This is a genomic window from Acinetobacter sp. WU_MDCI_Abxb74 (assembly GCF_025513915.1).
Taxonomy (GTDB): domain Bacteria; phylum Pseudomonadota; class Gammaproteobacteria; order Pseudomonadales; family Moraxellaceae; genus Acinetobacter; species Acinetobacter calcoaceticus_C.
The window spans coordinates 47,821-60,768 of the sequence record NZ_JAHPRP010000010.1; the positions used below are offsets into that span (position 1 = coordinate 47,821).

12 protein-coding genes are annotated in these 12,948 nt (G+C 40.4%); 7 read left to right on the plus strand and 5 right to left on the minus strand.

The genetic code is table 11. From position 1 onward, the window contains the following. Positions 1-7: 7 nt before the first annotated feature. Complete coding sequence (locus KTH84_RS15260; protein ID WP_042894953.1) at positions 8-826, minus strand: 3'-5' exonuclease; 819 nt, start codon at positions 824-826, stop codon at positions 8-10. A gap of 12 nt (positions 827-838) precedes the next feature. Continuing rightward, a complete protein-coding gene (gene cysM, locus KTH84_RS15265; protein ID WP_197730940.1) occupies positions 839-1,771 on the minus strand; it encodes a cysteine synthase CysM in 933 nt (310 codons plus the stop codon). 172 nt (positions 1,772-1,943) lie between these two features. On the opposite strand from cysM, the gene KTH84_RS15270 reads away from it, so the two are divergent. The 6 genes from KTH84_RS15270 (at position 1,944) to KTH84_RS15295 (ending at position 8,787) form a co-directional block, all read left to right on the plus strand. Then, positions 1,944-4,751 carry an ATP-binding protein gene (locus KTH84_RS15270; RefSeq protein ID WP_262473978.1) on the plus strand — a complete coding sequence of 936 codons (2,808 nt, stop codon included), beginning with the start codon at positions 1,944-1,946 and terminating at the stop codon, positions 4,749-4,751. 94 nt (positions 4,752-4,845) lie between these two features. Continuing rightward, positions 4,846-5,634: a crotonase/enoyl-CoA hydratase family protein gene (locus tag KTH84_RS15275; protein ID WP_042894948.1), complete on the plus strand. Its 789-nt coding sequence runs from the start codon at positions 4,846-4,848 to the stop codon at positions 5,632-5,634. 11 nt (positions 5,635-5,645) lie between these two features. Beyond that, on the plus strand, positions 5,646-6,515 hold the full coding sequence (locus tag KTH84_RS15280; protein ID WP_262473981.1) for an NAD(P)-dependent oxidoreductase: 870 nt from the start codon (positions 5,646-5,648) through the stop codon (positions 6,513-6,515). Positions 6,516-6,528: 13 nt separating this feature from the next. Then, on the plus strand, positions 6,529-7,323 hold the full coding sequence (locus KTH84_RS15285) for a hydroxypyruvate isomerase family protein (RefSeq protein WP_262473982.1): 795 nt from the start codon (positions 6,529-6,531) through the stop codon (positions 7,321-7,323). 81 nt (positions 7,324-7,404) lie between these two features. Further along, complete coding sequence (rsfS, locus tag KTH84_RS15290) at positions 7,405-7,806, plus strand: ribosome silencing factor (RefSeq protein ID WP_042894943.1); 402 nt, start codon at positions 7,405-7,407, stop codon at positions 7,804-7,806. Between the two features lie 159 nt (positions 7,807-7,965). After that, a complete protein-coding gene (locus KTH84_RS15295) occupies positions 7,966-8,787 on the plus strand; it encodes an SDR family NAD(P)-dependent oxidoreductase (protein ID WP_262473985.1) in 822 nt (273 codons plus the stop codon). 64 nt (positions 8,788-8,851) lie between these two features. Here KTH84_RS15295 and KTH84_RS15300 read toward each other — a convergent pair whose 3' ends face one another. From KTH84_RS15300 to KTH84_RS15310, 3 genes are read right to left on the minus strand one after another with little or no spacing between them, the layout of a single operon-like run. Next, the gene (locus KTH84_RS15300; RefSeq protein WP_017391250.1) at positions 8,852-10,306 is read right to left on the minus strand and encodes an NAD(P)(+) transhydrogenase (Re/Si-specific) subunit beta; all 1,455 of its coding nucleotides are present in this window, start codon (positions 10,304-10,306) and stop codon (positions 8,852-8,854) included. Between the two features lie 12 nt (positions 10,307-10,318). Beyond that, entirely contained in the window at positions 10,319-10,633 is a 315-nt protein-coding gene (locus KTH84_RS15305) for a proton-translocating transhydrogenase family protein (protein ID WP_003654992.1), read from the minus strand. 11 nt (positions 10,634-10,644) lie between these two features. After that, positions 10,645-11,772, minus strand: coding sequence for a Re/Si-specific NAD(P)(+) transhydrogenase subunit alpha (locus KTH84_RS15310; protein ID WP_262473989.1), 1,128 nt, complete (start codon positions 11,770-11,772; stop codon positions 10,645-10,647). Between the two features lie 238 nt (positions 11,773-12,010). Here KTH84_RS15310 and KTH84_RS15315 point away from each other — a divergent pair, with 238 nt between their 5' ends. Beyond that, positions 12,011-12,937: a DMT family transporter gene (locus KTH84_RS15315; RefSeq protein WP_262473991.1), complete on the plus strand. Its 927-nt coding sequence runs from the start codon at positions 12,011-12,013 to the stop codon at positions 12,935-12,937. Positions 12,938-12,948 lie beyond the last annotated feature (11 nt).

The following is a 12,948-nucleotide window of genomic DNA, read 5'->3' on the forward strand; positions in this document are numbered from 1 at the left end:
GATGAACCTAAAAATCTAAAGGATTAAAATAATGTGAAGTAAATTCAGTATGTTTCGAGGTACGTTCCCATACTTCAAGAAAATCTGCTTGCTGAGGAATATTTTTCAAATAATCAATACTAGAGTTTACCCAATCATTATGCTCATCGACAGTTAATTGTCCTTTTAATAACAACCAACGTACATAGACGAACCACGTATTAAGTACATCTCCTTCACAATAGCTGGTCAGTTTTAACCACTGCTGCGTACGGACATATTCTGGTACATGATAACCCGACTCACCGCGCTTACCCGGCAAACCTAAAATACAGGCAATATCATCAAGCTTTTGAAAATTACGCCCGTTAAACATTGCCATCACATCCATTAAATCGATGTGGCGATGGTGATAACGGTTTTGGTAATTATTAAAACGCTTCTGGCTATCAATCTCGCCTTGATCAAAGAGGCCCGGTGCAGAAAGCCCATGATACATCGCACGGAATAGAATGACAGGTAAATCAAATTGCGAACCATTCCAACTCACTAAAGTCGGATGACGCTTATCAAAAATTGACAAGAACTTCTGCAAAATCTCAGCTTCAGAATATTGTTCTCGACTAAAAGAAAACAATCTAAAACCTGACTCATCAATCCATAGGCCAGAAATACAAACAATTTCATGCAAAGGTAACCGTTGAAAATCCACACCTGATTCTTGACGGCGCAGTTTAGTCAATGCTTGCTCTACATCAGCCTCTGGTAAATCAAGATGATATAAATGCGCTCCCGCTTTTAAATCAGTTAAAGTTTCAATATCAAAAACTAAGGTAGGGAAACGCATTATTTCTCTCAATTATGAGTTGTCATCCTGTACTGAAAACAATCCTGTAGACAAGTAGCGGTCGCCACGGTCACAGATAATGCAAACAATAACAGCATCTGAATTTTCTTCTGCAATCTTGACGGATGCCCATACTGCACCACCTGAAGATGTACCCGCACTGATACCTTCCATACGTGCTAATTTACGCATGGTTTTTTCAGCATCAATTTGTGGAATATCAATAGTACGATCCACACGGCTACTATCAAAAATAGTAGGTAAATATTCTTTTGGCCAACGGCGAATACCAGCAATACTTGATCCATCTGCTGGTTGTAAACCAACAATCTGAATATCTGGATTTTGTTCTTTTAAATATTTAGAAACGCCCATAATAGTACCTGTTGTACCCATTGAGCTTACAAAATGGGTGATTTTCCCACCTGTTTGTTTCCAGATTTCAGGACCAGTCGTTAAGTAATGAGCTTCAACATTGTCGGGATTACCAAACTGGTTTAAAACGTGACCTTTACCTTCTTTTTCCATTTGCAAGGCTAAATCACGTGCACCTTCCATGCCTTGCTGGGGCGTTACTTCAATCAGCTCTGCACCATAAGCCAGCATCGCATCTTTACGCTCCTGACTCATGTTGTTCGGCATAATAAGTTTCATTTTATAGCCACGCATTGCAGCAACCATTGCCAAAGCAATACCCGTGTTCCCACTGGTTGCCTCAATCAAGGTGTCGCCGGGCTTAATTTGACCACGTTTCTCTGCCTGCATAATCATGTTATATGCAGGACGGTCTTTTACAGAACCTGCCGGATTATTACCTTCTAATTTTGCTAAGACTGTCGCTTGCGTATGAGAAGCTAATCGCTGCAAACGAACTAGAGGTGTCTTACCTACATAGTAATCTAACAAAAATTCGTCGGCTAAAAAGTCAGGTTGCGTATTACTCATGATCAACACCTATATCGAGGTGGGCCTATTGTATGAAAAAATGCTCGTTACTGCACCCATTTCAATATGCTTTTTCATGAAAGCGATTAAAGCTCGGTCATTTATAAAATGCCGTCTGTTTTAAAATAAAGCGTGATAAGATGCCGTACAGAGAGATAAATCTGATGTAGCCATGTCTAATTTCAATAAAACCTTATCGAAACGCTTACGTCTGAATCATGCATATGGGCAATTGATTGCTCTAATTTTTGTGCCGATTATGATTTTAACAGGGGTCGGTGCTTTTCTGGTTTTAACTGAAACGACACATTCGGTAAAACAGCAACAGCTACATCACGCCTCAGCAATTTTAGCTCGCTACAATCAAATTGCGAAAGACTTGTATACACTGGTTGAACTACAGCCCGATGAATACGATCATGCCCAGCACATCATGCAAAGCATGTTTAGCGAAAAAAATGTAAAACGTGCAGTATTAATCGATAACAACGGACAGACTTATTTAAGTATTGGTTATCGTGATAATCGTTATTGGCCTAGCTTCCCCAATAATAATAGTTTTTTTGGTCCTATTTCCCACAATAAAAATAACATTTATGGGCTTCGTATCATTAACAGTCCAGGAAAAGCCCCGGTCTGGTTAGTGATTGAAATGGATAACCAACCTCTAGAGCTGGCACGTTATCGCATTCTGATTGCCCTCGTCATTACTGGATTAATGACCCTCCTATTACTTTTACTTTGCTTGAATTTTTATTCTCGTCGCTGGATTGCGCCGATGTATGAAATTCGCATGCAGTTACAACGCCTAAATGCAGATACTCTAGACCAACACCTAGTCATTAATAGTACTGGGGAGCTACGCTTACTACAGCGTGATATTGCAAATGTTGTTAAGCGATTACACTTTAGCTTTTTAGAGTTAAAAGAACACACTGAACAAACTGAAGAAGACTTACGCAGAACATTAGATACCTTAGAAGTTCAAAACATTACCTATCGTCAAGCACGTGACCAAGCGATTTCATCAAACCAAGCAAAGTCAGTTTTCCTTGCCAATATTAGTCACGAGCTTCGAACACCTCTCAACAGTATTGATGGCTTTATTCATTTATTGCTTCGTCAACAAAATTTAAATAACGAACAAAACCTTTATCTACAAACCATTCGCAAGTCATCTGCCCATTTATTGGCATTAATTAACGATGTATTAGATTTCTCAAAAATTGATGCGGGTAAGTTAGAGCTTGAAACAGCGCCATTCGACTTAGAAGAAGCCATTTTTGATGTTATGGATATGCTGTCGCCTTTGGCTGCTCAAAAACATATCGCCATGGCTTTTTACTATGCGGACAATATTCCACAGCAAGTGATTGGTGATGCTTTACGCTTCAAGCAAATTCTGACCAACTTGATTTCTAATGCCATTAAGTTCACTCCAGATGGTGAAATTATTGTTCGTGTTCGTATGGAACATGATGATATTGGGCAATGCCTACTTCATTTTAGCGTTCAAGATAGTGGTATTGGCTTAAGTGGCACCGACCGTAAAAAATTATTTGAATCATTCTCTCAAGGCGATGCATCAGTTACACGTCAATTTGGCGGTACAGGTTTAGGTCTTGCGATCTCTAAACAGCTTGTTCATCTCATGCATGGTCAAATTGGCTTTGAGGATAATCAGGAACGTGCACCAACAGAAAAAGGCTCAACCTTCTGGTTTACAGCACAATTTGTAGTAGATGAAGATTACGAGATCGAACACCCACACTTTGAGCATTTACAAGTGGTGTCTTATCTTGCTCATCCTGCTACAGCAAGTGTTTTACGTTATTATCTTGAAAACTACCATGTTCCTCACATCGAAACTCAATCGATTCTGGACTTATTTAGTCGCTTAAAACATCTTGATCAGAAAGATAATACATGGCTTATCGTTGATCATAGCGGTGATACGGAAGCATTATTAAAAGAAATCCGTAGCCGTTATCAAGGTAATTTAGCAGTCTATGGTTATCAAATGACGCTTGAGCCGAACATGCTCAATGAATACCGCGCTCGTCCGCTATATCAACCATTAAGTCGAAGTGGACTCATTCAATTATTAAGTAACCAACCTATTTTTGAAGAGGAACAACAAGACTTCAATGGTCAGGGTTTACACATTCTGGCAGTAGATGACCATTTACCAAACTTAATTGTTTTAGAAGCTTTGTTGGGTGAATTAAACGTTAAAACAACCAAAGCGTTAAGTGGTCAAGAAGCACTTAACCTTATTCAAGAACGAATTGACCAGAAACTTAAACCATTTGATTTAGTGTTTATGGATATTCAAATGCCGGTTATGTCGGGCATTGATACCACACGTGCTATTCGTTCTTTAGAGTCGACACTCGACGGGGAAATGCAGCTTCCAATTATTGCGTTAACGGCCCATGCCCTTGCCGATGAAAAACAAAAACTCCTTAAAGTAGGCATGAATGACTATGTCACCAAGCCAATTCAAATGGATCAAATCATCCAGATCTTAACGCAATGGACTAAAAACAACTTTACAGCAAAAGCCATAGATAAAGACCACCTTGTAGTTGCAGAAGCTTTAGACCCACAAATTTTAAACTGGCAACAAAGTTTGCAACTCGCAGCAAATAAAGAAGACTTAGCACAAGATCTCCTCAAAATGTTAGTTGATAGTTTTCCAACTGAGCTAGACGAAATGCAGCAGCTCATTGAGCTTGAAGACTTCCCTCAACTTGAGCATGTTTTACATCGCCTGTATGGTGCCACTCGCTATGTAGGTGCCCCGAAACTCCAACAAGTTACTGGTGACTTTGAGCAATTCATTTCAACGCTACGTAAAGAACGCCGTATAGCAGATGAAGGCTTCATTGAAGAGGTCATGCAACGCTTTAATGAATTAGGTCTTGTTGTTAAAGAGGTAGAAAGTGCTGCTCTTCAGATCTTGGTAATACCTGACTAACATATCGACCAAATAGGCATGACTGAGCTGTCATGTTTCCAGATTACAGCCATGTTATGCTCCGTTCATCTATAAAAAAAGAAGCGGGAATCTCATGGCACTCTTACGTATTGAAAAAAATAATGGCATTGCAACGGTATATTTAAACCGTCCTGACAAACGCAATGCGATGAGTTTTGCTCTATTAAAAGAGTTAGTTTCAACTGCAAAAGCAATTAAAAAGGATCGAGATATCCGCTGTGTTATTTTGACAGGCGAAGGAAATGTGTTTAGTGCTGGCATTGATTTATCTGACCTTAACAATCCCAAAAACTCTGCTTTTGCCATTTGGGAACTTATAAAACCCGGACAAAGCCTTTTTCAAAAAGCATTTCTGACTTGGCAGAATTTACCTGTCCCTGTTATTGCGGCACTAGAAGGATATTGTTTCGGTGCGGGCATGCAACTTGCCTTGGCTGCCGACATCCGAATTTCTCATCCAGAAACAAAAATGTCGATTATGGAAAGCCGCTGGGGTTTAGTTCCTGATATGGGACTTACTCGTTCATTAAAAGGTTTAATTAGCGTTGACCTTGCAAAAGAACTCACCTTAACTGCCCGTGTTTTTGATGGGAATTATGCAAAAGAAATTGGTCTTATAACTCATTTAAGTGACACTCCTTTAGAGAGAGCAAATGAGATTGCCTCTGAAATGTTGCAGCGCTCCCCCGATGCCCTCACTGCGGCAAAACGCGTACTTGATGCAATGGAACATCAACCAGAAAAGTCATTACGTCTAGAAAAAATCTGGCAACTTAAATTATTACTTGGTAAAAATAGCAAACTTGCTCGTAAAAAAGACAAACATCCGGAAGTTGAATTTTTACCACGCCAATATAAGTAAGAGCTCAGACTATGAATTTTGATCGCAATACTCCTATTGCTTTTTTAGGCATAGGACTAATGGGAAGCCGGATGGCTACCCGTTTGATTCAGTCAGGTTTTCAAGTTGCTGTATGGAATAGGACATCCTCCGCCTGTGAAGAACTTATTGATATCGGTGCACAACCTTTAGAACTTTCAAATATTGGTGAATATCCAGTTATTTTAATCTGCCTAGCAGATGACAAAGCAGTAGAAGCAGTATTTGAACAAATTCAGCCGAACTTAAAAGCTGAGCAGGTTATTGTTGATTTCTCGAGTTTATCTGTTGCCGCAACGAAAACGCTTGCTCAAGCAGCTACTACCCATAACGTCACATGGATTGACTCACCTGTATCAGGTGGGACAGCAGGTGCAGAACAAGGAACACTTGTCATTTTTGCAGGCGGTGATGCCCAAACCATTACAGCTCTGACTCCTATTTATAATGTTCTATCCCAACGCGTGACCCGAATGGGAAATACAGGAACCGGTCAAGCCACCAAAATTTGTAATCAACTCATTGTTGCAGCTAATAGTGCTCTGATTGCAGAGGCGGTCGCACTTGCAGATCGAGCTGGTGTAGATACAACTTTGCTTGCTCCTGCCTTAGCGGGTGGATTTGCGGACTCTAAACCCTTTCAAATTCTCACTCCTCGCATGGCAACTCATACATTTGAACCAATTCAGTGGAAAGTTCAAACATTATCTAAAGATCTTAACAACGCCGTAACATTGGCTAACAATGTTAATTTAGACATCCCAGTTGCACAAAAAGCTCTACTACAGCTACAAACTCACCAAAAAAATGGCTTTGCTGAGAAAGATTTAGCTACTATGATTCAATTAGTAGAGCAAAAATAAACGGAGTTTGAGTATGGGTCGTCTTGCAGTCAATTTATCCATGATTTTTACCGAAGTTCCTTTAATTGAACGCTTTGCTCTGGCCCATGCACAGGGCTTTGAAAATGTAGAAATTCAATTCCCTTACGAATTGGAAATTTCTGAAATTCAAACCCAACTTGAACGCTACAACCTTAATTTGTGTCTGATTAATGTCCCAGCAGGCGATCTGATGCAAGGCGGAAATGGGTTGGCAGGTGTACCCGGTCAAGAATTAGCTTTTCATGAAGCCTTAGAATTAGCAATTAGCTATGCCACTGCTTTAAAAGTTCCTCGTATCAATATTTTGGCAGGCAAACAACCATTAGATACCGACCTACTTCCTTGCTTAAAAACATTAGCAAGTAATTTAAAGGTTGCATGCAATTTACTCAGTGAACACGACATAGAACCTGTTATTGAAATGATTAACGGGACAGATATGCCACGCTTTTTAGTACAGAATATTGCTCAGGCACAAGAAATGTTAGAAGCAGTAAATCATCCTTCTCTAAAAATGCAATATGACTGCTATCACATGGCAATGATGGGCGAAGATATACTTGAAGGATTACAAGAAAATATTAATTTAATTGGACATATTCAATTTGCAGACTGTCCAGGCCGTCATGAACCAGATACTGCTCAAATTCCTTATGAACAAATTTTTTCTTGGTTAAAGCAAAGCTCTTATCAAAACTATATTGCAGCAGAATATAAACCTGAAAATACTTCAAATCAGTCATTTACTTGGAAGAAAAAGTATTTTTCAGATGATGTAAATATATAAACTGTTACGAGTTCTGTTTGAAATTCGGATCAAAAACCACTATATTAGATAGTGAGTAATTGTCAGGAAAATATACCCTATATGAATTTAGAACCATCGCCCAGCGTGTCTAATTCTCACGATTTCGCAATGAATGCCTCAAGTAAAGACGTACAAGCTTGTCTCCAAGCAGTTCATGACGCTTTAATTGATGTAAAAGCAAAAGATATTCTCCAGTTAGATGTTAGCTCAATTAGCAATGTCTCTGATGCTATTGTAATTGCGAGCGGCACTTCTACTCGCCATGTCAAAGCACTCGCTGACAATGTTGCAGAAGAAGCTCGAAAAGCCGGTTTCCGCCCGATTGGCGTTGAAGGCGAACGAGATGCAGAATGGATCTTAATCGATCTCGGCTTTGTTGTAGTACATGTGATGCTACCAACAGCTCGTAAATTTTATGATTTAGAAAGCTTATGGCGTACCACTCCAGAGTCGGTTGCTTAAAATTTTGCTTTTAAAAAAAGCGGCTCTTTTGAGCCGCTTTTTTGTTTATCTGACAGTCGTCAGCCACCTTTAAATTTGACATGACAAATTGTCAGATTTGCAGCAATATACACTTTCTTGAAGTCCCCACCAATAAATAGCATAACCGGAGTACAGAAAGTGAAGATATTAGTTACGGGCGCCAACACAGGTATTGGTTTCGCCACAGCAGAACAACTGGTTAAACAAGGGCAACATGTTATTTTAGCGTGCCGAAATCCAGAAAAAGCGCAAGCTGCACAAAACAAATTACGCTCGCTCAATCAAGGACAAGTCGATTTAGTTTCTCTCGATTTAAACAGTCTTGAATTGACTCAAAAAGCTGCTAATGAGATTGCCGACCGCTATGGTAGCCTTGATGTACTCATTAACAATGCAGGGTTATTTGCCAAAACCAAACAGTTAACTGCCGATGGTTTCGAGCAGCAATTTGGTGTGAATTATTTAGGCCATTTTTTACTAACTCAAAAACTACTTCCAGTTTTACAACAATCCCCTAAAGCACGGATTATTCATCTTGCTTCTATTGCACATTGGGTTGGCTCAATTAAACCCAACAAGTTTCGTGCAGAAGGTTTTTACAATCCCCTGTTCTATTATGGGCAATCGAAACTTGCAAATTTATTATTCAGCAATGCTTTAGCAGAACAACTAGCAGGTAGTTCAATTACCAATAATGCCTTACATCCAGGTGGTGTTGCTTCTGATATTTATCGTGACTTACCCAAACCTGTTTACGCTGCCATGAAATTAGGCTTAGTTCCCACTTCAGTTCCAGCAAATCTTATTACAGAAATGGCAACCGGAGATGCATGGCAGAACCGTAACGGCGAATATGTCAGTGCGCATATGCCAGACTGGAGATCTTCACACGCTAAAAACCAGCAACTGGCACGTGACCTCTATCAAAAATCTATGGATCTTGTAGAAAAATTTCTTTAAAAGAAAATAAACCTAAATAAAAAGCCACCCGAGGGTGGCTTTTACAATCCTGTTTGAGATCAGATTAGTGACCGCCACCATTGATTGCTTTAGTCATATCTTCCACAACTTTCTTCGCATCACCAAAGATCATCATGGTTTTTTCATTGTAGAACAAATCGTTGTCTAGACCCGCGTAACCTGTTGCCATAGAACGCTTAATCACCATGATCGTACGTGCTTTATGTGCTTCAAGAATCGGCATACCATAAATCGGTGAAGTTGGATCATCTTTCGCAGCAGGGTTTACTACGTCGTTTGCACCAATGACAAGCACCACATCAGTTGCAGGGAAGTCTGAGTTAATCTCATCCATTTCCAAGATGTCTTCATATGCTACGTCTGCTTCAGCAAGCAATACGTTCATATGACCAGGCATACGACCAGCAACTGGATGGATCGCAAAACGAACGCGAACACCTTGCTCTTTTAGAATTTCACACAATTCTTTTACAGCATTTTGTGCACGACCTTGCGCCATACCATAACCCGGTACAATCACAACGCTGTCTGCATTTGACATCAAGAAACCAGCGTCATCAGCAGAACCTGAACGGTGGTTACGTTGAACTTGTTCACCTTTAGCAGCTGTAGCAACCGCTGCACCACCCATTGCACCACCAAACAATACATTGATGATTGAGCGGTTCATTGCTTTACACATAATGTACGACAGAATCGCACCAGATGAACCTACGAGAGAACCCGCAACGATCAACATATTATTTTCAAGGGTAAAACCAATACCTGCTGCCGCCCAACCCGAGAATGAGTTAAGAAGCGATACCACTACAGGCATATCACCACCACCAACTGGTGCAATCCATACCCAGCCAAATGCAAGTGCAAGTGCTGTCATTGCCCAGAATGCGGTCATGTTACCAGTGGTAAAGAAGTAGAAACCACAAGCCAACATCGCAATAAAGATAAGCGCTTGAACCGGTTTAACCCATGCACCAGAAATCGTTTTTGCCCATTTTTTTGCAGCCAATTTACCGTATGCAAACACAGATGCAGTAAAGGTAATCGCACCAACAAAACAACCAACGAACAATTCAAATAAATGAACACTGCTCATGTGTACATGTTGCACACCAGCCGCAGTTAAAGCTGCCTCATTTTGAGCAAACAATTCAGTGAGTTGGTTGTTATGCAAAATTGCAGCGATTGCAATGAGAACAGCAGCCAAACCAACTAAAGAGTGCATCAACGCCACAGTTTCAGGCATTTGAGTCATTGGTACAGTACGAGCACGTGCAATACCTACGATTGCACCCAACACCATTGCGCCAACAATCATCCAGATGACTGGGTTATTGGCAACAAAGAAGGTCGTTACAACTGCAATCGCCATCGCGATCATACCGTAACGGTTACCTTGAATTGCTGTTTTAGGGCCAGACAAGCCACGAAGCGTCAAGATAAAGAGGATTGCGCCAACAAGGTACAACCAGTTTGCGTTTGCTTGAATAAATTCCATGTCAAAGCCCTCTTATTTCTTTTGCTTAGGCTTGAACATTTCCAGCATGCGTGCAGTTACTGCAAAGCCACCGAAAATATTAATGCTTGCCAAAAATACTGCAATCGCACCTAGTACGCTCACCACATTCACACTTTGAAATGCAACGTTAGCATCTACGCCCAAAATAGGTAGACCCACAGTTTGCAACATCGCACCTACCACAATAATAGATGACAACGCATTGGTTACAGCCATAAGTGGCGTATGTAAAGCTGGTGTAACACCCCAAACTACGTAATAACCTACGAAGATGGCAAGGACGAAAATTGTAATAGTTTCAACCATGAGAAATCTCCTTAACCACGCTTAAGCAGTACTTGACCGCCATGAGTGACCAATAGGGCTTTTTGGATTTCGTCTTCCTGATTAATCGCAAAGTTTTTCTCTTTGTCGAATAAAGTTTCTACGAAATTGAATACGTTACGCGCATATAGTGCGGAAGCTTCTGTCGCTACAGTTGCCGGAATATTTGGAACACCCAAAATTTTCACGCCATTTTCTGTAAACACAGTCTCGCCCACTTTAGAGCCTTCAACATTACCACCAGTTTCAACAGCCATATCTAAAATGACAGAGCCTGGTTTCATCTTGGCAACAGTTTCAGCCTTAATCAGACGTGGTGCATCACGACCTGGCAACAACGCAGTAGTAATCACGATGTCAGCGTTAGAAACAGCCTTATCAACAATCGCGGCTTGGTCTTTGATGTATTGCTCACCTGGCATCCATCCATAACCATTTTTAGCGGCGTCTGCTGCGCGTTGTTTTTCTTCTTCAGACATTGGTACGTCTAACCACTTACCGCCTAAAGACTCAACCTGATCTTTTGCTGTAGGACGCAAATCAGTCGCTTCAACAATTGCACCTAAACGTTTTGCTGTTGCAATTGCCTGAAGGCCCGCAACACCCACCCCCATAATCACAACACGAGCAGGTTTTACAGTACCAGCAGCAGTCATAAGCATTGGGAACATACGTTGATATTCAGCAGCAGCAAGCAAAACTGATTTATAACCAGAAAGGTTTGCCTGAGAAGACAATACATCCATGTTTTGTGCACGAGAAAGCGTACGAGGAAGCAATTCCAATGCAAAAGCAGAAACTTGCTGATTCGCAAACTGATCTAGTTCGGTATTACGATAAGGATCAAACATTGCCACAACAGCAGTATTTGCTGGAAGTTTTTGAATTTCTTCGCCTTGTGGCGCACGAACTTTCAAAATAATTTGACTACCCGTATAGGCATCATCCGTAATGGTTGCACCGACCTGTTCATAAGCACTGTCAATGTACGCAGCCTTTACACCAGCACCACGTTCAATCACAACGCTATGACCAGCGCTAATCAACTTCTTTACTGTCTCTGGCGTAGCAGCTACACGATTTTCACCGACGACAGTTTCGGTTGGGATTCCGATTTGCATGAGCATTCCTCAAGCTAATTTCTCATTGTCAAAAACATTGCAACCTGCAATGTTTCCCCCATGTGTATTCTTTGTACAGAATTTGGATTCTAATTGAACTTTTTTAAAATACCACCCAATATTTATTTAATAAATACCCATATTTTGAACTGATGATTCACGATATTTGATTTAAGGTGTAATATAGGAAGCTTTTTCTTTTTTTGCAGACAATAGTCTCTCTTATACAGTCTTGTATATGAAAATTTCTTTATCTTCGTTTCAAATCGGGTCTTTTTTTGCTCTTTGCTCTGCTTTTCTATTCAGTACAAAAGCAATCTTTATTAAACAGACTTATGCCCTTTCTCCACTAGTAGATGCTACAGTCCTGATGGCTTTACGCATGTTAAGCGCTTTACCGTTCTTTCTACTAATCTGTTGGCTTAACAGGCATCATAATCAGGGCATAAAAAAGAAGGATTGGCTAATTTTAATTTTTGCCGGTCTATTAGGCTACTATTTTGCCAGCTGGCTCGATTTTATGGGTCTGATGTTTATTAGTGCTTCTCTAGAACGAATTATTCTATTTTTATATCCCACTCTTACTGTCATAGTCTCAAGTCTGCTCTACAAACAAAAATTAGATGCAAAAAGTTTATTTGCCATTTTCCTTAGTTATGGTGGAACTGTGTTGGTTATGCTTCAAGAGCACAACAATGCACCAATTCAGGGCAACTTCTGGCTAGGTACAAGTTTAGTATTTGCAGGTGCGGTGGCTTTTGCGGGCTACTTATTACTAACCCCACCATTAATTAAGAAATTTGGTTCTTGGAATTTCACAGGTTTAGCATTAACTGTGGCTTGTATTGGTACATTAACGCACTATGTATTAAGCACACCTCACCCAATTCAACTTCTATTACAACTGCCCTCTAGTGTGATTTGGTACGGCGTCGGACTCGGCTTTTTGGTAACAGTTTTACCTACCGTTATGCTCATGCAAAGTATTGAGCGACTTGGCGCCTCTCAATCTGCCATGATTGCTTCAATCGGGCCGGTTTTAACTATTTTGCTCGCGGTTACTTTTTTAAATGAACATCTCAATATGTGGCAATGGGTAGGCTGTATTTTAAATATTGCAGGCGTCATGATAATTACACTCAGAAAGAAAAGATTAAAATACTAATTTCTCTTGAC